Source organism: Microcoleus sp. CZ3-B2, from assembly GCF_036705055.1.
In the GTDB taxonomy this organism is placed as follows: domain Bacteria; phylum Cyanobacteriota; class Cyanobacteriia; order Cyanobacteriales; family Microcoleaceae; genus Microcoleus.
The window spans coordinates 145620-168665 of the sequence record NZ_JAUBTN010000005.1 but is presented as its reverse complement, the minus strand read 5'-3'; the positions used below and the strand labels follow the sequence as shown (position 1 = coordinate 168665).

The window sequence follows — 23046 nt, the reverse complement described above, 5'->3', positions numbered from 1 at the left end:
AATTCCCAATTCCCAATTCCCAATTCCCAATTCCCAATTCCCAATTCCCAATTCCCAATTCCCAATTCCCAATTCCCTACTTCATCACTTGCCAATCCATAATCCGCCACTGTCCCTCTTGACGGATTAAGTCGTAGCGCACGCGCAGGTCTTCGTTGCGAGAACTAACTAGCCGATCGCCATCGAACACTTTAGCTTTTTCCGTTACTTGGGCTTCTACTTGCGCGCGATCGGGATTAGTCGGATTTGTCGTAACTCCTTTAACTTGCAGGCTGTGTTGGTAACTCTGGTAGGCGTTGTTTTTCTGTTGAGCGTCTGCCATCAATTGCCAGCGAGACAAAGCCGGTTCTGTGAGAACTTGCTTTAATTCTTCGACAGCGTGGTTAGGGCCCAAAGCCGCCGCTTTCGCCGACAGCCAGCTTTCAACTATTTGTTTGGCTGCTGCCTCAGTGACTACTCCCGACACTGCCGCGTTCGGCTCAGGAGCCGGGGAAGCCACCGGGATTTGGATGGGCGGTGCTTCTAGGCTGAGCAAGGGTTGCTCTTCTCGCACGGATTGTAGGGCATTCGCCAACAAACTGAGTATTAACCACAGGATTAACAGGCTCAGGACACCTCCGGCGACAAACAGAGCCAGCCTGTTTGGAGGCATGGACTTGACTTGGGCGGAAATTTGTGCTGCTTTGGTGCGCGTCCGATCGACTAAATCGCCTGCTAGACCCTGGCCAGTCGCTCCGCTGCGCCCGCTGGAACCTGTGCGCCTCCGGGTGGAGGTCGAGGCTGTGGGTCGTGGCGCTGTAGTTGTCGGGAGAGAGACGGCGGAGACGGCGCCTAGTGCTGCAGCCGTTGCGTGGTCTTTCGGGGCTGAGGCTGCGGTAGAGCTGTCTGCCGGTACGGGGGTCAAGGTAACGCTACTGGCTCCCTGTTTGGCTGCTGGGGGCTGCGGGGGTGTGGGTCGGCGATCGCCCGTTGGTTGCAGTCGTCCCTGGGGTTTGCCCGATCGGGGCTGCACCACAACCCATTCGTTGGCCGTTTCTGCATCCGAAGGCAAAGCTTCTAGATAAGCTTGGACTTTCGGGTCAGCAAAGTAATCTTTCAACGAGACTGGCTGATTTGCCAAGTCGCGGAAGTGTGGAAACACTTCTTCTTGCAGCCAGTGTTCGGCGTACAAGCACAGTCCCGGCAACAAATCGGGAGAATCTTGGGAATGTTCGCGAATAAAAGCGAGGGGTTCTTTTTCCGAACTGAGTTCTAGGGCTCTGCTGGCTTCTTCTGTTTGGCCCAGCAGCAGCGAACACACGGCTTTTTCGAGGTGAACGTCTTGGCGGCGGCCGAGCTGCATCAGCATCAGCTTAGCGCGGCGGATCATCGCAGGTGCTCTGGTGGCAAATCCTTGGGCTAACAGGGTGTAAACCGACAGGTAAGTAGCGACTGCCGAAGGGCGACCGGCTTCGGCTTCAAATAGAGTCTGCTGTTCGCTGCTGGTTAGGTGTTTCCGCAGTTGCTGGACGAAGCGGAGGAAGTCTTCTATGCCTAAACCGGAGCGATCGTCCCCCGAACCGTCGATGCCCTCCCGTTCTTCGAGCATTTCCCGCAGGATTTGCAGTCCCTGACGGCGCTCGGCGACTTTTTCTTCCGGGAGCGAGAGTAATTCTAAAATGTTGTACGGACGGAGTTTGTATATATCGGCTTGCATTTCACCCCTCACGCTTGGAAATAGGCTTTCGCGCAGCAGCAGTTCTTGACCTGCTTCTAATGATTTGGCGGCATTTTGGTATTGACCTTGCTGCCACTGTTCGCGACCGAGTTCTAGACACGCAAGACTTACTGTTAAAACTATATCCGGCCGCACGAGCTGGCGATCGCCGAAGCGGCCTTCGTCGATCGCGATGCTGCCATTGTTGAGATACGGGCGACCCAGTTTCTGTACGAGTTCGTATTCTCCCAGTTCTTGCAGTACGAGCAGGGCTCCTACGAATTGGTTGTCATCGATTTCAATACTTGGAGTGTGGGGGTCGGGAGCGGCGTCTAAAGCCTTAGATTCTGCCGGAGCAGTTTCTCCTGCATCTTGCAAAACAGTGGCCGGCCCATTTGAGGTTTTTAACCTCTGCTTGGCTGCAATTGCTGCTTCCGACTCTCGATCGTATGTTTTGGCTAAAAAACTCGCATCATAAGCTTTGCGCGCGTCTGAGTCTGACAGAACGGCGCAGGCTTCATCGATCAATTGTTTGCGGGCGACGATCGCAACTTCGGAATACTCCCGACGCGGAAGCTGTAAAGTTCGATCGCGGTGAGCCTGCTGCAACTGTTCGGCAGTAGCTTGAATCGGTAGACCCAAAATCCGGTAGTAATCTAGTGGAATTAACACTACGTCCACTTCCCCAAAGCGCTAGCAACTAAATTAGCCTATCTTAGCTAAGGTTGGTTTTTAACAAAAGCATTAGTGACAACTTAGTCGGGTTTCTGCAATAGTCCGTGCTGTCGGAGCGGCACGCCAGCCCCCTGCTTCCCTGATTTTAACAACTTCCCAACAGCAGGGCGAGAAAATTTTCGACCATTTTCTGCTGGGTTGTGTCCTCTGTCGGTTTACATTTAGCTTAGTCGCGGGAAGCCCCGCGATCTAATGGTAAGTAACCACACAAAATTAATTACATAAAGACTCCTTGCTAGGTAAGGGTTTCAGTAGAAATCTCGTGTAATTAATTCGGAACTACTACTTACGACCTTGAGCGACGGGATGTTCGCTGTGCGAGTCAAGGGGTTCGATGCCCCGCCGACGAGCAAATAATCTTTGCCACCACCCTATTATTTATCATGTTCTGTAAACCGTGTTAACATAATGGAATGTTAAAAGCAGTCAAGGTCAGACTTTACCCCACGGATGCACAGCAAGCTCATTTGGCTCAAGCTTTTGGGTGTGCCCGTTGGGTCTGGAATCAGTCACTTGCGGCTATGTCAATAGCTTACAAAGAGACGGGTAAAGGTTTGTCTGCTCTTGATATGAAAAAGCAGATTCCGTTCTGGAAAGCTGAACACGAATGGCTAAAAACTTGCTATTCACAATGTCTTCAGCAATCTGTGCTAAATCTATCTCAAGCGTTCATTAACTTTTTTGACGGACGTACTGGTTATCCATCTTTCAAAAATCGCCATGGTCGGCAATCCCTTCAATATCCCGCAAATGTCAAACTATTGAGCCAAGGCGAAATTAAATTCCCAGGTTACTTAGGAACGGTAAAAGCTAAGGTTCATCGAGACATAGAAGGAAAGTTGAGGACTGTTACGGTGTCGAGGATGCCCGATCGTCGCTATTATGCTTCGCTATTGGTCGAGGATGGTCTTGACTCGCCAGAACCCAGTAGTCAAGGCAAGACGATTGGGCTAGACTTGGGGCTGATTGATTTTGCCGTCACTTCGGATGGCTCAAAATACCAAAACCCACGGCATCTTAAGAAGCATGAGCTTAACTTAAAACGCAAACAGCGAAAGCTATCTCGCAAAAAGGATAAGACCACGAACAAGCGGCGTAAAGCTCGTATTGCTGTGGCAAAAGTGCATTCTAAAATTTCGAGAGTGCGCTCGGATTTCCTCCACAAGCTGTCCCGTAAGACAGTTAACGAAAACCAAGTTATCGTGGTGGAAAATCTAGCAGTGAAAAACATGGTCAAACATCATCACCTTGCCCAGGCAATTAGTGATGCAGGTTGGGAAATGTTTTGCACCATGCTCAAATACAAAGCAGAGTTTGACGGCAAGATTTATCTAGAAATAGGCAGGTTTTTTCCCTCTTCTGACCTTTGCTCAAATACGCTGCTACAAATCCCAAAGATGGATCTCTGTGTCCGCTCGTTTGATTGCCCTCGTTGCAATCAGCGACATGACCGAGATGTGAATGCGGCGATCAATATCAGAAATGAAGGCTTACGGATTTTGGCGTTGGGAATCAGCGCTACTGCCCTTGGACGCAATGTAAGACCAAAACGGTATGGACGCAAGTCTACTACTGTAGAGGCTGTTGCGGTTGAATTGGGAAGCCCGCGTTCTATCTGTACTCAGACGAACGTCGGGTAATTCACATGTTTAAGTAGGCGATCGGGTATTAATTTTTTATGGCTGAGGAACGGATTGTACCAGTTTTTGACGCACAGAGCGTAACTATTTCTCGTGAGGAGGGCTTGATGCTCTACGAGGATATGGTTTTGGGGCGTTTGTTTGAAGACAAGTGCGCTGAGATGTACTACCGGGGCAAAATGTTTGGTTTTGTCCACTTGTACAACGGCCAGGAAGCGGTGTCTACTGGCGTGATTCGATCGATGCGCCGCGATAGTACGGATTACGTCAGCAGCACCTACCGCGATCACGTTCACGCTTTGAGCGCGGGCGTACCGGCGCGGGAAGTGATGGCGGAGTTGTTCGGAAAGGAAACCGGTTGCTCGAAGGGCCGGGGCGGTTCGATGCATATGTTTTCGGCCGAACATCGGCTGTTGGGAGGCTATGCTTTTGTGGCTGAGGGGATTCCGGTAGCTACGGGGGCGGCTTTTCAATCGAAGTACCGGCGCGAAGCTTTGGGCGATGAGAGCTCCGATGGCGTAACTGCTTGTTTTTTTGGCGATGGTGCTGCAAATAACGGGCAGTTTTTTGAATGTTTGAATATGGCTGCTTTGTGGAAATTGCCGATTCTTTATGTTGTGGAAAACAACAAATGGGCGATCGGCATGGCCCACGAGCGAGCCACTTCTGACCCCTTGATTTACAAAAAAGCTCATGCTTTTGGCATGGCTGGATTCGAGGTTGACGGGATGGATGTTTTGGCGGTGCGGGAAGTCGCCAAGGAAGCCATAGCACGGGCGCGGGCTGGCGAAGGCCCGACTTTAATCGAGGCTTTGACTTATCGCTTTCGGGGTCATTCTTTGGCCGATCCTGATGAGTTGCGCTCTAAGGAAGAGAAGGAATATTGGTTCCCCCGCGATCCGATTAAGAAGTTGGCTGCTGATTTGATCGATCGCACTTTGGCTACTGCTGAAGAATTAAAAGCGATCGACAAAAAGATCGAAGCTGTAATTGATGATGCGCTAGATTTTGCGGAGAAGAGTCCCGAACCCGATCCGAGCGAATTGTATCGGTATATCTATGCTGAAGATTAGTAGTTAGTTCGCGATAATTTGCGTTGAATTGCAGCCGCAGGTGTTAACCTGTGGCTGCCCGCATTTCAAGCTATAATCGAAGGTAGACTTTCTGTAGAAAAAGAGAGGCGCTATGATAAATATCGATCGCAATTGGAGTCAAACAACCAAAAATATGGGTGCAGTTCGAGTCAAAGTCAAACTAACAAATGCCATTGATGAAGAGTTAGTCAAGAGAGGATTGCTCAATCCAAATCTTCTGCGAGTGTACGAAGCAGAAGCACTGATAGATACTGGTGCAGTACGCACAGCAATTCCTGTAGAAGTTTGCGAACACCTTGGTTTGAGAATTCGGAGTCAGGAAATAGCAAAATATGCTGATGGTAGACAAGAAACAGTGGGATTGACTGGGCCTATGATTATTGAAATGGCAGGGCGCGAGACGATCGAGGCCGCAATGGTTTTAGGCGATATCGTGCTCATCGGTCAAACTGTGTTAGAAACTTTAGACTTGCTGGTAGATTGGAAAAATCAGCGTTTAGTTCCAAATCCCGAAAATCCCGAAAGAGCTGTGTTGAGAGTATAAAAACCATATTCATGACACCTCATAAACCCGGTTTTTTCATAGATATATGACAATCTTAAGTGAACCGTATTGGTTCGTCGTGAGGACTTCACTTCTTCTGAAAAAAGGTTCGTAGTAAGGATTTTAGGATTGAAAACTTAATAACTTAAATACCTCCTACAGTTCTCTCTACTGTAAGTTGCCTTCCTCAAAGGAGGCAGAGCCTCCGCACCTGCATTACTAGGCAGAGCCTGGTAACCAGCAAGGTTCCCCCTGGGACTTTAGTTTTTCTTAAAAAAGTGTTTAATAAAGAAGAACTAAAGTCATCACTACGAACTAAATTGAGCGAGGTTATTAATAGAGATTGACAGATACGGCTTGCAATTCTTGAGCTTTTTCTTCCGGTAAAGCATCGTTGACAAACATTCCCGCTGCGAGTTCGGTTCCCGCTAGGTATTTGAGCCGATCGCGCGATCGGTAGGGCGGATAAAACTCAGCGTGCAAATGCGCCTCTGGGTGAGGCTTTCCGTCTGTGGGCGCTTGAAACCAAGCCATCAAATAAGGGAATGGGCGGTGCCACAAACCATCATATTTAAGGGCGACTGTTTTTAAGGCCTTGGCAAGTCCTTGACGCTGTTTTTCGGTAAGATCGATAAATGTGGCAACCGGTGCGATGGGCGCAATCCACACTTCGTAAGGGTAGCGGGCGCAAGCGGGCACAAAGGCGATCGCATATTCATCTAAATACAGAATTCGCTGTTTGTCTGAAATTTCCTTTTGAATCAAATCTTGCAGCAAACCGCTGCTGTTTTTTTGATAGTAAATCGACTGACATTCTAACATCCGCGCCGGCACCGGTGGCACGAACGGATAAGCATAAATTTGACCGTGGGGGTGGTGCAAAGTTACTCCAACTTCTACGCCGCGATTTTCAAAAGGCAAGACATATTGAATTTCGGGATTGCTGCTGATAACTGAAGTGCGATCTGCCCACACTTCTAACAATAATTCTAAGTGAGTTAATTCCAAAGAACCCAACGAAGCCAGCGGATCTTGAGTAAAAACGACAACTTCACAAACGCCGTTAGCCGGTACAGTTTCCACAATATTTGTAGGTGCATTATTTGCCGGGAAACTCATCGATGGAAAGCGGTTGTCAAAAACTGCTATGTCGTAATTTCCTCGCGGCAATTCTGTGGGAAATCTAGGATTAATTGTAGCAGCCAGCGGGTTATATTCCGGCGGTGGCATGAAAGTTCTTTCCTGACGGTGGCTGGCATATGCTACCCATTCCCCCCGCAAGGGATGCCAGCGAAAGTGCGGGTTGGCTTTTACAGGTTCATTGCTGGGACTTACGGCGGCGATGCCTTTTGGAATTGGGTAGCGGCTGTAAAGTGCGATCGGGCGGCCGTCGGGTTTTCGCAATGTTTGGCGGTACATTTTTTGTGGGCGATCGAGCATTTTTAATATATTTTATTCCTAAGTTTCCTCAAATGTGTTAAAAATGACCGGGCTTGCTCGCGATCGGCTTACAGGCCCGTTAAAAAAACTGTCCGAACTTTTGATGACTGTTAATTAATGGGATATGGGTAGTATTCAGAGGGCGGTATAGCGGTTCTCAAGCGTGGTGAGGTATGCCCTATGCCCTATGCCCTATTCCCTATCCCCTATCCCGGATAGTACCTCAGATGAGAGATCGAAAGGCTATATCTCTGCGATATGCCCTGTAAAAACAGCTTTCTTTGTACTTTTATTTCGCCGATTTCTGCGCCTTGTTTTCGGGTTCTACTGATTGCAAAGCTCCGTCGAGAATTGTCCGCGCTTCCTCAGCTTGGCTCCTAGCTTCTCGATAGCGGACGTTAGCTTGAGCGAAGGTTTTGAGAACTTTGAAACCGTCTTTGAGACGACCAATTTCTTCTGCCGTCACAGACTCATCTGTAAACAAAATGTCGATCGCCTCCCGGATTTTGAGTGCTTCTTCGCGGGATTCCATGACTTTCAATTTGAGACTTGCCAAATTGCTCAAAATCTGCACCGCTTCAGTAATTGCGTCTTCGCCATCCGAGGCGGCATCTTCGATATCCTTAACTTCAACAAACTGCTTGGGCCCAAATCCTTCTGCGAGCTCTGTAGGTAGCTGACCTTCATCCATCAGCAGCATCAGCTTATCCATCGCTTGTTCGCGGGCTTTGACTGAATCTTTCCCTCTGACAGTTAAAATAATTTCGGGGCTTTGAGGGAGTGTATAGCGAACCATATTTTGACCACAAGTGTGCGACAACAATTGAATGATATTTTATCTTTATTCGATCGCCTGTTGCAGCGATCGTTCCGCTTCCTTGCTAACCGCTTGCCCAAATTTGACGCCCTTAGAATGGATACAAGCCCCCAATTTAAGTCATGGAGAGAGAAAATTTTTAGCTCAAACTTCAAGATTCCAGATTCAGCGGGAGAGCAAATCTTAAATCTTCAAGGCCCGAATCTAAAATCGACTGACATCGTTTCCGGTGACATCGTAATCATAAAATCGAATCAAAAGTTAACACTCAACCATTGAGTTTTTCGACCCCCAGTCAAGAGTCAACAGCCAACAGTCAACAGTCAGCAGTCAACAGTCAACAGTCAACAGTCAACAGTCAAGAGCTGACAAATATACACTCAAAAGGAACCCTCGACCATGAAAGATAAAATTCTTAACTTTATCAACTTGATTCTAGTAGCTGATGTGTTTTTCGTCTTTGCTATTTTTGGGTGGTTTGCGATCGCCGTAGTTGGGCGATCGACCGGAGTGAATCTCGGTTTCGATTTATGGTACAGTCTGTGGCAACCCGTATTCAATCCCGCCCTGGGAATTCTCATGGGCGGTGCAATTCTCAGCGGTATCATTAACCAAGTTTCTAAACGCCTCAATCCCAAGTAAAATTTATGTTGTATTTGAAACGGTGATTTGGGAGGCTAGAGCCGCTAAATTACGTCGCAAATAAGGATTGGACGATCGGGATCTCAAAAAATCAACCCATGTTCTGAGTAACAAAAGTCTGGCATAAATTATGGGAGAACAAAAGTGTATCGGCATTCTCACTAGCGGAGGTGACTGTGCAGGTTTAAATGCCGTGATACGAGCCGTTGTTTACCGCGCAACGGGAACTTACAATTGGAAAGTAATGGGAATTCGTCAAGCCACCAACGGATTGATGAGTCGTCCCCCGGAAGCAATTCCTTTGAATATTGAGAAAGTAGACTCTTGGCTCACCATTGGCGGTACAATGCTGGGCACGACAAATAAGGGCAACCCTTTTGCTTTCCCGATGGCTGACGGAACTGTGCGCGATCGCTCCGATGATATTATTCAAGGCTATCATCAACTCGGTCTGGATGCCTTAATTGGCATAGGTGGCGATGGTAGTCTCGCCATTCTCAGGAAGATTGCTCTCGAAGGTAATTTGAATTTAGTGGCTATTCCTAAAACTATTGATAATGATGTCGGAGTTACCGAGCGTTCGATCGGTTTTGATACTGCTGTCAATATTGCTACAGAAGCACTAGACAGATTGCATTTTACTGCGGCAAGTCACAGCCGCGTGATAATTGTTGAAGTCATGGGACGCGACGCCGGACATATTGCAATTAGTGCCGGAATTGCTGGGGGAGCTGATATCATTTTGATTCCCGAAATTCCTTACAAAATTTCCGAAATCTGTGCCAAAATTCAAGAACGCCAACAACGCGGAAAAAACTACTGTTTAGTTGTAGTAGCGGAGGCAGTTCGCACAGAAGCAGGCGAATTAGTAATGCACACAAATCGCTTAGGTCAAAGTCGATTAGGCGGAATCGGTCAGTATTTAGCTGATACAATTTCGGAATGTAGCGGTGCAGAAACCCGCGTCACGGTTTTGGGACACACTCAACGCGGGGGAACGCCTTCTTCGTTAGAAAGATTAATTGCTTCTGCTTTTGGGGTTGCAGCAGTTGATTTAATTGCCGAAGAGAAATACGACTGCATGGTATCTTGGCAGCAGCGAGAAGTTGTCAGCGTTCCGTTGGAAGATGCGATTTCCAAATATAGACCGGTAGACTTCAACGGTACTTTGGTTAAAACGGCCCGCGGTTTGGGAATTTGTTTGGGAGATTAGACAATTATTTGTCTTAGTTCTCAAACAGTAACAAGAAGCAAAGAAACCGGGTTTTTTGGCAATAGAGGGTTTTTGGCTAGTATTTATACCATTTCTCTAAAATCATGCAATACTCTCCGACCCCCCCTAGCCCCCCCTTAGCAAGGGGGGGGACAAGAATACTGTTGCATTATTTTTTGAAATTGGTATTAGTTAAAAAACCCGGTTTCTGGCCCCATGTTTTTCACTTTCCCATCAGAAAACCATCGGTGTGTATCTGTGTCGATCGACTTGACAACTGCGATCGATCCTGTGATTTATGCTGAAAGTAGATTTGGCACTTGTCCAAAAACTTGAGGGTGTAATCCGCACGGGTAGCCCGCCTGCCAGTTTCGATGTCCCAGAGGTACGATGGAATATAGGGACAAAGACCAAGCCCGTTAAGGTTAAGCTTGGCAATAATACCCACAGGAAGGTAACAATGACACTTAACTTGCGGCGACCGATTTTGATAGGCGGAATAGGACTTTCAGCGGCGCTGTGGCTGCTGGAAACTTTACAGCATTCGGGTTCAGAAATGGGCGAAACGGCACTCATCGGCTTGGCGGCCGCTGGTGCGGGTTATTGGTGGTGGAAGCAACAATCCCCCAAACTCGAACTCGCACTCGCGGAACCCCTGGTCAACCGCGAAGCAGCCGAAAAAGCGATCGCCACGGCATCCGCCGCGATTAATTTGCTAGCTCAGGAAGCTCAAAACTCGGCAAATCCGGCTAATCTAACAGCAAAGCTCGATCGGCTCAAAGCGGAATTAGACAGACAAGACTTGCGGATTACCGTAAGCGGCGGCAAAGCTGTCGGCAAAACTGCCTTAATTCAAGTTTTAAATTCTAATTGGGCATCCCAACAACCGTCAAAGCAGATTTTCTCAGAAACAGCACCGCTGTTTACCAATACCACAAATGCCGATGCTAAAATCAGCGGTGATTTAGTGTTGTTTGTAACAGCGGGCGACATTACGGATTCTGAATTTAAAACATTATCTCAGCTAATTTCAGCAGGTCAGCGCGTGCTGCTAGTCTGGAACAAACTAGACCAATATTTGCCAACGCAGCAGTCGCAAGTTTTGCAGCAGTTGCACCAAAGAATGCAAGGAATATTGGGAACAGAAGATATAATTGCGATCGCAGCTTCCCCAAATTCTATTAAAGTGCGGCAGCACCAAGCAGACGGCACTGTTAAAGAACGGATCGAAAATCAAGTCTCTCAACTCGAACCGCTGACAGCAAGATTGACTCAAATCGTAACCGAAGAACGGCAACAGTTGGTCTGGGCGAGTGCGGTGCGCGAAGCTGCAACTATTAAATTAGAAGCAAAAACTTTGTTAAATGCAGTCAGGCGCGATCGGGCAATTCCCATCATCGAACAATATCAGTACATCGCCGCCGCCGCCGTTTTTGCTAACCCAGTTCCCGCCTTAGACTTGCTAGCAACAACCGCCATCAGCACCCAACTCGTCATCGACCTCGGCGCTATCTACCAGCAAAAGTTTTCTTTAGACCAAGCTAAAACAGTAGCGGGAACCTTAGCAACCCAAATGTTCAAACTCGGATTAGTAGAACTGTCTACCCAAACTATTACTGGACTGCTGAAAAGCAATGCCGTCACCTATGCAGCAGGAGGCGCGGTGCAGGGAATTAGTGCAGCCTACTTTACCAGAATAGCCGGACTGAGTTTGATTGAATATTTCTCAACTCAAGAATTGGAAAATGCTAAAGGCATCTTCAATCTTACGGAACTGACGAAAACTTTGCAAGCAGTATTTATGCAAAATCAGCAAGTTTCCTTCTTGCAAGGTTTCATCAACCAAATCGCAAGTCGTCTCGCGCCTCAAATGTCTCAGTCCGAGGCAGTAAATTCAGCCGTCAATTAAGTTGAAATAAAGCAACAGGCAATATGCCTGTTCCACAAGAATTTTTTTTATTGTGGAACGGGCATCTTTCCCGTTACGGAACCAGCTAATATTTTCCTTTTTTGTTATTCCTAAATAAGGTTGGCACGATGATACAAACTCAACCCAAAATACTAACCTTTGAACAATTTATAGAAGACAAACCCGATAACAAATCCTACGAACTTCACGATGGGGTAATGGTTGAAATGCAGCCCACAGGAGAACACGAAGATATCACAGCATACCTTGTTCAAGAATTTACGCTGCTCTACACCCAACTGCAACTCCCATACCGCATTCCCTCGAAAGCGCTAGTTAAGCCACCAGCTAAAGATACAGGATATATCCCTGATGTTTTGCTATTAAACCGTCAGGCTTTAGCCTCCGAACCCTTATGGTTGAAGTCAGCAACAATCACCCAAGGAACATCTATCCCGCTGCTTGTTGAAGTCGTCAGTACCAACTGGCGCGACGATTATCTCAAAAAGTTGGCAGATTACGAAATGATGGGAATCCTCGAATATTGGATTGCGGATTATGCTGCATTCGGCGGAATACGTCATATTGGCGACCCCAAACAACCCACCCTCTCGGTTTGCCAGCTTGTGGACGGAGAGTATAGGATTACACAATTCAGAGGGAGCGATCGCATTATTTCACCTACATTTCCTAATATGGAGCTCAACGTCGATACAATTTTCAGAGGCGGAGCCTAGTGTTAGGGAAAAGAACAAGCTCTCCGGCCTGTGCCACATTTTTTTTTGTTATTGTGGAACGGGCCGGAGAACCCGTTCAATATTTTTTGAAAAACTCCCCAATAAAAAACTAGATTTTTATCAAAAATTGTATTAAAATAAGAAATAGAATGTTATATTTCGACGCTCAATTACATTGCTTAAAAAAGCCGATCGCCAATGGCTGACAATTCCATCCAAGAAAATCGCTTGTCCCTAGCCCGTGCCAGTTTGCGCGAAGCCCTCGCGCGGTATTCTCACTTGCGCCAAGGCAAAAAAAACTCGAACAACACAGAATTAGAAGCGGCGCTGCAAGCTCAGTTAGATATCTTAAGTTACACCTCAGAAAAGCTCGATCGCAATGTGATTCGCATTGCCACTTTCGGCATGGTCAGCCGCGGCAAATCAGCGGTATTAAACGCGCTTCTGGGTCAAAAAATCTTGCAAACAGGCCCTCTCAACGGCGTTACTCAGTGGCCGCGTTCCGTGCGCTGGAGCGTGCCTTTGCCCCTCCTTGACAGTGTAGAACCCCCCCAACCCCCCCTTGGTAAGGGCGTGCCTGTGGAACCACCCCTCAGTAAGGGGGGACAAGGGGGGATTCAAGTAGAGTTAATTGATACTCCCGGAATTGATGAAGTTGGCGGCGAAGTGCGCGGCGATATGGCAAAACAAGTCACTCGCCAAGCTGACTTAATTCTGTTTGTCGTGGCTGGCGATATCACCCGCACTGAATATCAAGCTTTGTGCGAATTGCAAACAGCTCAAAAACCGCTGATTTTAGTTTTTAATAAAATTGACCTGTATCCAGAATTAGACAGAAAAGCTATTTACCAAAGTTTGCAATCACTGGGAAATTCTGAAGGCTTAGCAGCAGATTCGGTAGCAGATGCCACAGATACGGAAATTTCGGGCGATCGACCAAACAACACTTCCGATCAATCTACACCAAAATCCGCTCCTAAAATTGCTAAATCTTTAGAAATAGTCATGGTAGCCGCCGAACCCGCACCGGTGCAAGTGCGCGTCGAATGGTCAGATGGAAGTGTCACCCACGAATGGGAGTCGCCTCCCCCCCAGATAGACCAACTCAAGCACAAAATTTTGACAATTCTTAACAGAGAAGGGCGATCGCTCCTCGCTCTCAATGCTTTAGTAGAAGCTAGAGATGCCGAAGCAAACATTGCTCGTCAAGTTCTCAAATTGCGGCAAACAGAAGCCGACGATTTAATCTGGCAATTTGCCAAATACAAAGCTTTGGCTGTGGGGATAAATCCCATTGCTTTCCTAGATGTCATGGGAGCAACTGTCGCAGATTTAGCCTTAATTCGCTCCTTATCCAGACTTTACGGTTTACCCATGACTGGTTACGAAGCGGGGAAACTTTGGCAGACTATTTTCTCCAGCGCAGGCGGCGTACTTTTGGGAGAATTAGGTAGCAGTTTCCTCTTGGGATTTGGCAAAAGTGCCGCTGCTGCTGCTCCACAAATTGGCTTTTCTACTTTTGCCGGAGTCGCTGTCACTCAAGCTAGTTTAGCAGCTTACGGAACCTACGCTGTCGGTCGGGCGGCTCAAGTTTATTTAGAAAAAGGCTGCACTTGGGGCCCTCTGGGACAAGATACGGTAATTCAAGAAATTCTCGCCACTATCGAGCGCAATACAATTATCGATCGCCTCCAGCAAGAATTTAAAATATGACACAAACAACAGCCATTACTGAAATCATCCAAACTTTAGCAGATGTTGAATCTCGATTCAATATTACACGAACAGAAGCCGAGGGATTTTTCCCAGAATGGTATACAGATTTGCCCGAAATTACAGAAGCGGATCGAGCCGGTCTTAATTCGCTCCGGCGCAGATATCTCTATCATTTAAATGATGGAAGTCTGACAGAAGGAACCGTCACGCTAATCATGGGTTCACCTCTCTTGGAACGAGCGGGTTTTTACGATTCACCTTTTAAAATGACTGGTGAAAAATCTGTACAAATTGTTTTAGATGAGGAAGATGAAGAAATAGAAACTATCCAAGGAAGGATTGATGTTTTAGTGATGCAAAATCAGTTTTGGGTGACACTTTTAGAGTCGAAGCGCACCACCATCTCAGTAAGGTCTGCACTTCCCCAAACACTAGCATACATGACAGCCAATCCCCGGAAGGATAGACCGAGTTTTGCTGCGATGACAAATGGCAGTGAAATTGTATTCGTCAAGCTAGACTTTCAGAATCCACCTCAATATGACTTATCAAGAATATTTTCACCGCTTCCTCTAACCAACGAACTTTATACGGTTCTTCAAGTCTTGAGAAAAATTGGTCAACTGATATTAATTCCGGTGGCACCGGAATGATATAAACGGAGGACACGGCAGTGCCGTTTCCCTACCCGGATTAATTGTAGGGACACGGCATTGCCGTGTCCTGATTGTGGGTAATATTAATTCCGATGCTACCTGATTTGATATGATTCCCAATTCTTCAATTCTTTAATCTAAAATCTAAAATCTAAAATCCTATTACCTTCCGGCGATTCTCACACCTTCCCTAAAATGGGCGATCGTGGCAATTACCGCTATTGAAAAGTAAAACAGTCTGATCAGCCAAAAACAAATCCGCATTGACCAGGTAACAATGGTAGGAGCCACACCTGTTAACTGCACAAATCTGGAATTAACTTTTTTTTCAAAGCTGTCTAAGTCTTTCATCTCCGATTGTTTGGTCGGAATTACTGGAAACTGACCAGTATATACGTAATAACCGAGAAAACCTTGCAATCCTACTTTTCTCTGCAAAAAAGAGTTAGTTAATGTTGCTGTTTCTGCAGGCAATAAGTTATCCGATTCTCCGACTTTTTCTAACCAAGAATTATATCTAATTACTGGCGTAATCATGAAAACTAAGGGAACTACAACTATTAATAATGCTGCACTAATTTTGCGTCCGTATTGAGGAATCAAAAGTTTTGTAGCTACCCCAAATCCCATGCCGATAAAAGCAAATATTAAAATATTTAACAGTTCAATAATTTCGATGCCTCTCAACAAATCACCGATAATCAGAATTGTATATAATAATTTGTCCGCTAGCAGCAGGGCTGCGAATTTGATCAGAATTGAAACGCCTACAATAGTAGCTGCAATCGCTAAATACCCGATGCCCCCTAGAATGTACAGAAAAATTGAACCGGCTTGTTTTAATGGCTGCATGAAATTATTCACTCTTGTGAAAGTTTAGGAGTCTGATTGACAAAACAATTTCAAATTTTAGATAAGTTTTGCTCTCCAAATTTGACTTTTAAAATTGATTAGCTCGATGGGTTGAAGTCAATCTCAAATCTAAAATCTAAAATCGATTGACAAGTTCCCGCGCTGCCGCTTTTGCTATTTGTGCGATGCTTTCCTTGACAACACTTTCTTCGATCGCCCCCGGCTCTGGTTCCTCTTGGCGATCGATCCCCAACCATAAAAGATACTCGATATTACCGGCCGGGCCAAGTAAAGGCGACCACGTTAAACCCCGTTGCTGCCATCCTAAAGCTGTCGCTGCTTTCCACACTTGAAAAATCGCATCGGCTTGAGTTGCTGAGTCTCGCACTACGCCTTTTTTCCCGACACGATCGCGCCCAACTTCAAACTGCGGCTTTACCAACAATACCGCTTCTCGCGGCGGTGCCAACAATTCCCACAGCGCCGGTAAAACCTTATCTAGGGAAATAAACGACACATCGACTACCGCCAAATCGGCTCGCGGTGACTCCCCATAAAGCTCAGCAGCAGTCATGTAGCGCAAATTGGTGCGTTCTTTCAAAATTACCCTCGGATCGTTACGCAAGCCCCAGTCAGCTTGACCGTAGCCAACATCTATGCCGTAGACGAGGGCTGCACCGGCTTGCAGCAGACAGTCGGTAAAGCCGCCTGTGGAAATGCCACCGTCAAGACAAATTCTGCCCGCTACGGGAATCGCAAACACTTCTAAAGCTTTGGCTAGTTTGTCGCCGCCTCTGGAAACGTAGCGCGATCGCTCTTTAATCTTAATTTTTGCTGCAATGTCAACCTCAGTGCCCGGTTTGTCAACTACCTGTTGGTCGATCGAGACTTTCCCCGTCCGAATCAATGCCTGAGCTTGCTGTCGGGAAGCGCACAAATTTAGGTCTACTAATAAAGTGTCTATTCGTTGTTTAGCCAAGGTTTTTAATCTGTACGCCACGGTTGTTGACAGTAACCAGATTACCACTTACGCAAAAACCCGACTGCGGATTTTTGGCGATTATTTTGCTTTTCCAGCAGAAGTACCGCCACGAGCCCGCTGTCATTTTTTCCGTGCTTGAGAGAGCTGCGGGGTGAGACCCCTTATCTTGCATGATGTGACACAGAGCGCTTTTTGTGGATAGTTCGATCACAAATAAACATTCTTAGAATCACACAAAAACTTTGGCTAGTAGCGGATTATGTAAATACAGGGGAATGCGCCACACACACAATCAGGGCGATCGAGCATGAAAACAATTAACTTTCATATCAGAAATTTGACTATTTGTCAAGAAAACCCCTTAGCCTTCGTCAGCGGCAACATCATCCACATTCTTTATCCCAACGGCGAAGTAGAAGTAACAACAACCGAGCAAATCGATCGCCGCCAAACCAAAAATCCCCTCGACAAATGCCTCGTCTGGGGATGTGTTGGCGACTTTTAACCAATAAAAAAGATCGCTTAGAGGCTGTGATGCCAAAAAAGCGATCGAGAGGGTGCTACCTACAAGCTACAAAAGCAATTTTCTGCTAAAAGAAAGAGCTTGCTTGACTTAAATATCTTGTTCGCTCAATTCGCGAATCATGTAATCAAAAGGTTGCTCCAGGAAAGGCCCCACAGACAAGCCTGCAGCTTCCACCTCAGCCTTAACCATCTCCTTCATAATGCCAATCCCCATCACCGTAGGGCCAATGGGAACGCTCAGAGAATTGTAAGTTTCCCGCAAACCTTGCAGCACGCGCTCGTCGAGCACATCCGTACTTCCAGCCACCAGGGCGTAAGTAGCATAGCGCAAGTAATAGTCCATGTCCCGCAGACAAGCCGCGTAACGGCGAGTCGTGTAGGCATTTCCACCGGGACGGATCAGTTCCGGCTGTTCGGCAAATAGCTGGATACCAGCTTGCTTGACAATTGACGCAGCATTGCTGTTGATTGCCGCAGCAGCCTGTACCCGTGCTGTGCCGGTTGCAAAATAAGATTTCAACCGATCGATACCATCCCGGTCTAAATACCTGCCAGCAACATCATAATTTTCAATCAGACTCGTCACTGCATCGCGCATTAGTTTGTCTCCCAAAAATCTTTATCAATACTTTGCTATCTGAGATAGACCGCCTATTGTAGACTACTACAAATCGGCCTTTGATTAAGATTTGAGATAGGATTTGCACGATCGGCAGTCAATCCCCGACCAATAGCCGCAAAATTCTGCCGTTCGTTTTGTATAAACAGCCGAAACACAGACAAAATAAGAATCACAAACTACCCAACCGCGATCGGCTCAATTTTGAATTATTGTATCTTTTGCTACAAAAAATTGATAGCTGAAGGCCTACGATCGCCCAAACAGTCTGAAATCTGCCGTTAGCGAAGCTTGCAGAAGAGAATCGCCCGCAACCACACCAATATCAGGAGTAAGTGATGTTCCAGACACCCCAAGAAGCCCTAAACTACATAAAAGAAAATAAAATCCAGATCGTTGACCTAAAATTCATCGATATGCCGGGGATCTGGCAACACCTTTCCCTGTACCACGACCAAATCGACGAAACCGCCTTCACAGACGGCATACCCTTCGACGGTTCCAGCATTCGGGGCTGGAAAGCCATCAACGAATCAGACATGACGATGGTCATCGATCCGACCACCGCTTGGATGGACCCGTTCATGGCAGAACCCACCATCAGCTTCATTTGCAGCATCAAAGAACCCCGCACCGGCGAACCGTACAATCGCTGTCCCCGCACCATAGCTCAAAAAGCCATAGACTACTTACTGACAACTGGTCTGGGCGATACAGCATTTTTTGGCCCGGAAGCAGAATTTTTTATTTTTGACGACGTTCGCTTCGACCAAACCCAAAATTCCGGCTACTATTACGTAGATTCGATCGAAGGTCGCTGGAATTCTGGCAAAGAAGAACCAGGCGGCAACCTCGGCTACAAACCGCGTTACAAAGAAGGTTATTTCCCAGTAGCACCAACCGATACCTCTCAAGACATGAGAACGGAAATGCTGCTGACAATGGCCAAATGCGGCGTACCCATCGAAAAACACCACCACGAAGTCGCCACCGGCGGGCAATGCGAACTCGGTTTCCGCTTTGCCACATTAGTACAAGCCGCCGACTACTTGATGACATACAAATACGTCATCAAAAACGTCGGCAAAAAATACGGCAAAACCATCACCTTCATGCCCAAACCGCTGTTTAACGACAACGGTTCCGGGATGCACGTTCACCAGTCGATTTGGAAAGACGGCAAACCTCTATTTGCAGGCGATCGATATGCAGGTTTCAGTCAAATGGGACTGCATTACATCGGCGGCATTCTCAAGCACGCCCCGGCACTTTTGGCACTCACCAACCCGACGACTAATTCCTACAAGCGTTTAGTTCCCGGCTTTGAAGCGCCTGTAAACCTAGCTTACTCTCAAGGAAATCGATCGGCATCAGTGCGGATTCCGTTATCGGGAACCAACCCCAAAGCCAAGCGGTTAGAATTCCGCTGTCCCGATGCCACATCAAACCCCTATTTAGCATTTGCAGCCATGCTGTGCGCCGGCATAGATGGCATCAAGAATCAAATCGATCCGGGCGAACCTTTGGACGTGGATATCTACGACCTTTCGCCGGAAGAATTGAGCAAAATTCCTTCGACTCCCGGTTCCTTGGAAGGTGCTTTGGAAGCTTTGGAAAAAGACCACAGTTTCTTAACAGAAACCGGTGTATTTACCGAAGAATTCATCCAAACCTGGATTTCCTACAAACTCGACAACGAAGTCAACCCGATGCGCTTGCGTCCTCACCCCTACGAGTTTGCTCTCTACTACGACTGTTAGATAAGTTAAAAATTACACTTCAAAAAATTAAAATTATCATTTTTTGAGGTGTGATATGATGTGCAATCGAACGATCGCGATCGGATGATTTTGTGGTGAGGAATTTAGTCTTGACAATCGAAGGACTTGCATTCCTCACTACAAACCGCTTTTATTTCGGGCGATCGACCGAACATGATAGGATTCTAAAAAAGGTCGCCGTTGCAGGCGATTTTTTTTTATATTAAATCAATGCGAACTCCAATTCCCAATTCCCAATTATATTGTTTCCGCTTGCATCGTCAGGTGATTTAACCGGCGCTAGAACACAGAGTACACAGAGTCCGAGAATATATATCGGAATCATTCGGATGCTACCGGATTTGATATTACCCATTCCCAATTCCCAAATTTTAGAACATCTGTATTAGCGCCCAAACTTTGCCGTTACCGGAAACCATGAGGGCGACGCTGTGAGTGGTAGGGCCCATTGTAGCGTCAGAGACATCCTCTACAGCCCATTTATTTGCTTTCTCATCGACAATAAACAAATCGTCAGCGGTAGTGCCTTCTTGAACCCGATATATTTTATTCAAAATGAAACGCTGTCGCGCCTCAGCTTTTGGTATGCCCGTAACTTCATCAGGATCGACAGAGAGGGCACTGCCTTCTTTTAATGTACCTTTCGAGTTGCTTAAATTGCGATCGCTCTTTTCTGCTATTTGTAGACTGTGAAGCTGCACGCAAGGCTTTGTCTCAGAGATATTTGAGACAGCAGCTAGCGCCCCACTTTTTTCTAAACCGAGAACCGCTGCAAAAGCTGTAAAAATTAACAAAATCTTAAAATTATTCACAGTAATTATCCTTGTTTGTGTGTTAAGTGCTGCTGTCAGTATAAAGTAGCAATTAGCCATTAGCAATTACCAAACGATGTCCGATATTTTTGTGATGGTTCGCAATCAAAATAACGTCGCCATGACTTCAGTTGATGGCATTGCCTTCATTACTTTACTGAATCGGGACGGACGGGTACTGGCCGAGGAAACGGTTGCTTTGATGGAGGCAGATGCGGGATTTGATGACTTGGCACCAGGACAATATACTGTAATAGTTAGGCACGAACAGGTTGAACCACAATCTGCCAAATGGGATGTCACGATTGGCAAAAAAGATCGAGTCATCATACTGACATTTGTTTATCTAGAACCGGAACGGGTACTCCTTCGCATTCTAGCTACTGTTGAAGATAGACTATAACCATGACAGCTAAAGTTATTCCATCACAATCAATTAAAATGTTCCGCTATCGAGTGCATTTCTTGGCAAAAGACCTTTGGAAGGAAAAAAACCCAGTTGGTCGAATGAATTTGGCTTTGCAGTTGGCGGATGCGGCGAGTACGCTGGCCAGATTGGAGGTGGAGGAAGCACAAAAATTTCAACAAGAGTCGGCTTCGGTTCTGGTTTCAGACTCAACTGAGACTTGACCAGTTTGGGAATTGGGCGGAGCGAAGCGGAGGGATTGGCAAAACAGGGAATTGGGCGGAGCGAAGCGGAGGGATTGGCAAAACAGGGAATTGGGCGGAGCGAAGCGGAGGGATTGGGGATTGGGAATTGGCCCGCGCAGGGAATTGGGCGGAGCGAAGCGGAGGGATTGGGGATTGGGCGGAGCGAAGCGGAGGGATTGTGAATTGGGAAGCAAAAAAATTGCGTTACACTTATATAGGTATCTTTACAAAAAAACATAAAATCATGACTGTTGCCTATCCCCGCAAGCTCCGCAACGCAATGGGAGCACGCGAAATTTTAGCTCAAGTGGTGCGCGATCGCGAAATTCACCTGATCACCCTCAACCGCTATCGGTTTAGCGAACAGCGCAGTTGCAAAGACCTCACCGACTTGATCGAGCAGCTAGACGGCGAACCGGCCGAACTTGTGCGCGATCTTTCCCGGCACATCTCGGACGAAGCGCGGCACGCCATGTGGCTGACAGATTTGCTGGTAGACTTGGGCCAGAATGTGGGCAAGCCGCCGGGAGTATCCTACATTGACGAGTTTGAAAGGTTGTTCGACAGCGAGCAACAAGACCCTACCAAAGACCGCGAAGATTTTGTAATTTCTTCCCTAGCGGCGATTAATGTCACCGAGAAGCGGGGATGCGAGTATTTCTCAGCCCACATCCACGCCCTCAAAAAGGCTCCTGAAACCGACGAAAACATCAAAATCCGCGAAACTATCGAAAAGATTTTTCCCGAAGAAGCAGGCCACGTCCGCTGGGGGAATCGCTGGTTGGGCGCAATTGCTGCTAAAAGCCCGGAACACCGCCAGAAGGTGGAACAGGCTAAACGCAAGTATGTGGCGATCGAACAAGCAGCATTTGAATCGGGAATGGATATTATGCTGGGGGCAGAACTCCGCCGCGTCACCCGCTTGGTAGACATTGCCAACACGATGCCGATGTGGGAACGCCCGCAATATTTGATGGAGCGCTTGCCCGCAACTCTGTTGGCCCCCGACTTGCAAATGACTAGAGTCGATGTGGCTCAGCGCGCCTGGAACCGTGACCCGCAGGCATTTGTGGAGAAATTTGTGCCGATGTTCCTCAACGGGATGAATACCATTGAGAAGAAGTCGGCGGCTAAACCCAAGGCTTAAACATCTAGGGAGGCAGAGCAAAAGTGATATGGGTTCCCAGGAAGAGCCTGGGAACCAGTAATAGACTCGTTCTACTCGTTACCAGGAAAAGCTTGGTGACGCAACATGGGAGGCTCTGACTCCGATGTTTTGTCTGGGAGAAGCCTTTTGGGGAGCGGTTTTTGTCAAGAAACCGGGTTGATGAGGGTTTTTGTAAGTGAGTCGTATTTTTGTAAGTCCTAAATAGGAAGTAAACTGATTGTTGGAATAGTTTTTCTTATAAATATTAATCATGACTAACAGCGAACCGAACATACAAACAGCTTCCGCAGAAAGCCAATCTAGTGAAAGCGCGATCGCCTCCGAGCAGGTAGAAAAAGCCACAGCAGTCACCTATGCAGAAGAAATTGAGACTGTGATTGCCAGCATGGCTGTAGACCAAAAAGTCATGGTGGGTCAAAATGAAGCCGGCGGGCATCTTTGGAAATTCAAGTACGGCAGCGTCGAAGTATTCGTACAACTCAGCGGCGAAACCGAAGATGATACTTTGACTGTTTGGGCTTTTGTACTGCAGTTGCCGGCAAAGAATGAAGCTAAATTAATGCGGAAAATTCTAGAAATGAATTGGCTGTCTACCTTAGAATCTCATTTTGCGATTGTGGACAATCAAGTTGCAGTAATCTCGACTCGGACGATCGCCGAAATCTCTGCCGGGGAAATTTCTAGAATTATTACTATTGTCGCCACCATCGCCGATGACAACGACGACTTGCTACAAGCAGAATTCGGACTGTAGGGCGCACGACTTTTAAGCCATCGATACTCCGCTAAATTATTGGCAGTTGCGTACCTCACATTT

General features: G+C 47.0%; 23 protein-coding genes. 16 read left to right on the top strand and 7 right to left on the bottom strand.

Translation table 11 applies throughout. The annotated features are described in order from the left end of the window. Window positions 1-76 precede the first annotated feature (76 nt). Window positions 77-2368, bottom strand: a complete 2292-nt coding sequence (locus QUA97_RS03965) for an IMS domain-containing protein (protein WP_194066348.1) — start codon at window positions 2366-2368, stop codon at window positions 77-79. A gap of 476 nt (window positions 2369-2844) precedes the next feature. Between QUA97_RS03965 and QUA97_RS03960 the strand changes: the two genes are divergently transcribed. The 3 genes from QUA97_RS03960 to QUA97_RS03950 all read left to right on the top strand — a co-directional run bounded on the left by QUA97_RS03960 (window position 2845) and on the right by QUA97_RS03950 (window position 5709). Continuing rightward, a complete protein-coding gene (locus QUA97_RS03960; protein WP_194066347.1) occupies window positions 2845-4071 on the top strand; it encodes an RNA-guided endonuclease InsQ/TnpB family protein in 1227 nt (408 codons plus the stop codon). A 38-nt stretch (window positions 4072-4109) separates the two neighbouring features. Next, window positions 4110-5144, top strand: a complete 1035-nt coding sequence (pdhA, locus tag QUA97_RS03955; RefSeq protein WP_194066346.1) for a pyruvate dehydrogenase (acetyl-transferring) E1 component subunit alpha — start codon at window positions 4110-4112, stop codon at window positions 5142-5144. A 112-nt stretch (window positions 5145-5256) separates the two neighbouring features. Beyond that, window positions 5257-5709: a clan AA aspartic protease gene (locus QUA97_RS03950; RefSeq protein ID WP_194066345.1), complete on the top strand. Its 453-nt coding sequence runs from the start codon at window positions 5257-5259 to the stop codon at window positions 5707-5709. 333 nt (window positions 5710-6042) lie between these two features. Here QUA97_RS03950 and galT read toward each other — a convergent pair whose 3' ends face one another. Continuing rightward, window positions 6043-7149, bottom strand: coding sequence for a galactose-1-phosphate uridylyltransferase (galT, locus tag QUA97_RS03945; protein ID WP_333193199.1), 1107 nt, complete (start codon window positions 7147-7149; stop codon window positions 6043-6045). A 289-nt stretch (window positions 7150-7438) separates the two neighbouring features. After that, entirely contained in the window at window positions 7439-7945 is a 507-nt protein-coding gene (locus QUA97_RS03940; protein WP_194011922.1) for a hypothetical protein, read from the bottom strand. 420 nt (window positions 7946-8365) lie between these two features. On the opposite strand from QUA97_RS03940, the gene QUA97_RS03935 reads away from it, so the two are divergent. The 6 genes from QUA97_RS03935 to QUA97_RS03910 all read left to right on the top strand — a co-directional run bounded on the left by QUA97_RS03935 (window position 8366) and on the right by QUA97_RS03910 (window position 14836). Continuing rightward, on the top strand, window positions 8366-8608 hold the full coding sequence (locus QUA97_RS03935; protein WP_194011923.1) for a hypothetical protein: 243 nt from the start codon (window positions 8366-8368) through the stop codon (window positions 8606-8608). 130 nt (window positions 8609-8738) lie between these two features. After that, the gene (locus QUA97_RS03930) at window positions 8739-9821 is read left to right on the top strand and encodes an ATP-dependent 6-phosphofructokinase (RefSeq protein WP_333116071.1); all 1083 of its coding nucleotides are present in this window, start codon (window positions 8739-8741) and stop codon (window positions 9819-9821) included. A 460-nt stretch (window positions 9822-10281) separates the two neighbouring features. Further along, window positions 10282-11730, top strand: a complete 1449-nt coding sequence (locus QUA97_RS03925; RefSeq protein WP_333193194.1) for a YcjF family protein — start codon at window positions 10282-10284, stop codon at window positions 11728-11730. Window positions 11731-11858: 128 nt separating this feature from the next. Continuing rightward, window positions 11859-12467: a Uma2 family endonuclease gene (locus QUA97_RS03920; protein ID WP_333116065.1), complete on the top strand. Its 609-nt coding sequence runs from the start codon at window positions 11859-11861 to the stop codon at window positions 12465-12467. Window positions 12468-12665: 198 nt separating this feature from the next. Continuing rightward, window positions 12666-14180: a GTP-binding protein gene (locus QUA97_RS03915; protein ID WP_333193190.1), complete on the top strand. Its 1515-nt coding sequence runs from the start codon at window positions 12666-12668 to the stop codon at window positions 14178-14180. Next, window positions 14177-14836: a type I restriction endonuclease subunit R gene (locus QUA97_RS03910; RefSeq protein WP_194066340.1), complete on the top strand. Its 660-nt coding sequence runs from the start codon at window positions 14177-14179 to the stop codon at window positions 14834-14836. The genes QUA97_RS03915 and QUA97_RS03910 overlap by 4 nt, the downstream gene beginning before the upstream one ends. A gap of 165 nt (window positions 14837-15001) precedes the next feature. On the opposite strand, the gene QUA97_RS03905 is transcribed toward QUA97_RS03910, so the two are convergent. Continuing rightward, complete coding sequence (locus QUA97_RS03905; protein ID WP_194066339.1) at window positions 15002-15691, bottom strand: hypothetical protein; 690 nt, start codon at window positions 15689-15691, stop codon at window positions 15002-15004. A 136-nt stretch (window positions 15692-15827) separates the two neighbouring features. Beyond that, window positions 15828-16670, bottom strand: coding sequence for a TlyA family RNA methyltransferase (locus QUA97_RS03900; RefSeq protein WP_333116060.1), 843 nt, complete (start codon window positions 16668-16670; stop codon window positions 15828-15830). A gap of 310 nt (window positions 16671-16980) precedes the next feature. On the opposite strand from QUA97_RS03900, the gene QUA97_RS03895 reads away from it, so the two are divergent. Further along, on the top strand, window positions 16981-17178 hold the full coding sequence (locus tag QUA97_RS03895; RefSeq protein WP_333193185.1) for a hypothetical protein: 198 nt from the start codon (window positions 16981-16983) through the stop codon (window positions 17176-17178). A 108-nt stretch (window positions 17179-17286) separates the two neighbouring features. On the opposite strand, the gene apcB is transcribed toward QUA97_RS03895, so the two are convergent. After that, window positions 17287-17796, bottom strand: coding sequence for an allophycocyanin subunit beta (gene apcB, locus QUA97_RS03890; RefSeq protein ID WP_194008596.1), 510 nt, complete (start codon window positions 17794-17796; stop codon window positions 17287-17289). A 359-nt stretch (window positions 17797-18155) separates the two neighbouring features. On the opposite strand from apcB, the gene glnA reads away from it, so the two are divergent. Then, the gene (glnA, locus tag QUA97_RS03885; RefSeq protein ID WP_333193180.1) at window positions 18156-19577 is read left to right on the top strand and encodes a type I glutamate--ammonia ligase; all 1422 of its coding nucleotides are present in this window, start codon (window positions 18156-18158) and stop codon (window positions 19575-19577) included. Window positions 19578-19969: 392 nt separating this feature from the next. Here glnA and QUA97_RS03880 read toward each other — a convergent pair whose 3' ends face one another. Further along, on the bottom strand, window positions 19970-20410 hold the full coding sequence (locus QUA97_RS03880) for a hypothetical protein (RefSeq protein WP_333193177.1): 441 nt from the start codon (window positions 20408-20410) through the stop codon (window positions 19970-19972). A gap of 76 nt (window positions 20411-20486) precedes the next feature. Between QUA97_RS03880 and QUA97_RS03875 the strand changes: the two genes are divergently transcribed. The 5 genes from QUA97_RS03875 (at window position 20487) to QUA97_RS03855 (ending at window position 22983) form a co-directional block, all read left to right on the top strand. Then, window positions 20487-20813 carry a hypothetical protein gene (locus QUA97_RS03875; protein ID WP_194008598.1) on the top strand — a complete coding sequence of 109 codons (327 nt, stop codon included), beginning with the start codon at window positions 20487-20489 and terminating at the stop codon, window positions 20811-20813. 2 nt (window positions 20814-20815) lie between these two features. Beyond that, window positions 20816-21040: a hypothetical protein gene (locus QUA97_RS03870; protein ID WP_194063180.1), complete on the top strand. Its 225-nt coding sequence runs from the start codon at window positions 20816-20818 to the stop codon at window positions 21038-21040. Then, window positions 21037-21243 carry a hypothetical protein gene (locus QUA97_RS03865; RefSeq protein WP_333193174.1) on the top strand — a complete coding sequence of 69 codons (207 nt, stop codon included), beginning with the start codon at window positions 21037-21039 and terminating at the stop codon, window positions 21241-21243. Before QUA97_RS03870 ends, QUA97_RS03865 begins: the two co-directional genes overlap by 4 nt. A gap of 62 nt (window positions 21244-21305) precedes the next feature. Further along, window positions 21306-22208 carry a ferritin-like domain-containing protein gene (locus QUA97_RS03860; protein WP_333193171.1) on the top strand — a complete coding sequence of 301 codons (903 nt, stop codon included), beginning with the start codon at window positions 21306-21308 and terminating at the stop codon, window positions 22206-22208. 271 nt (window positions 22209-22479) lie between these two features. Next, the gene (locus QUA97_RS03855; RefSeq protein WP_333193166.1) at window positions 22480-22983 is read left to right on the top strand and encodes a YbjN domain-containing protein; all 504 of its coding nucleotides are present in this window, start codon (window positions 22480-22482) and stop codon (window positions 22981-22983) included. Window positions 22984-23046 lie beyond the last annotated feature (63 nt).